Origin of the sequence: Paracraurococcus lichenis, assembly GCF_030657435.1 — a bacterium.
Classification (GTDB): Bacteria; Pseudomonadota; Alphaproteobacteria; order Acetobacterales; family Acetobacteraceae; genus Paracraurococcus; species Paracraurococcus lichenis.
Map to the genome: position 1 here is coordinate 1 of NZ_JAUTWS010000447.1, position 546 is coordinate 546.

General features: G+C 66.3%; 1 protein-coding gene. It reads right to left on the reverse strand.

Annotated features, from left to right (window positions below; genetic code table 11):
- The coding region (locus Q7A36_RS40735) for a hypothetical protein (protein ID WP_305109474.1) at positions 1–302 on the reverse strand (302 nt) is incomplete at its 3' end.
- Between the last annotated feature and the right edge of the window lie 244 nt (positions 303–546).

Sequence of the window (546 nt, forward strand, 5' to 3'; positions counted from 1 at the left end):
GCCCGCGTGGCAGCAGGACGCGTTTCCGGGAACTCACGCAACGAGGGATCGTAGACGCCGGACTCCTCGAAAGGACGCAGATGGTCGTCCGGCATGAAGTGATAGTCGACCAGCGACGCCACTGCCGCCTCCGGCGTCAATGCCGCCAGGCGATCCACCTCCTCCAGCGTGCCGCCGAAGCCGGCACGGTCGAGCAGATGCCTCGCTCGCGCGCGGGACCACTCGGCGGGAGGAATCGGGGCAAGATCCTCGGCCCATTCCATCTCGGCTGAGGGCGCTTCCTTTCCCCTTTCTGCGCTCATGGTACCCTCCGCCGCAACCGGCGCCGTCAGACCGGGCATTGTCCGCCTGTGGAGTGGGCGTGCCGTCGCCACAGCAATCGCGTACTGGGCGGGCAGACCCGGTACGGTGATCGCCACCCCGTGCGACTTGTTGGCAGCCGAGAGTAACCGGCACGACATCATGAACGCAATCGGCATGGATGCAAACCGAAGCGGCAGCCGGGTCTCATTGCAACTGCGACACGCGACAACCAGGGCCTTTCCG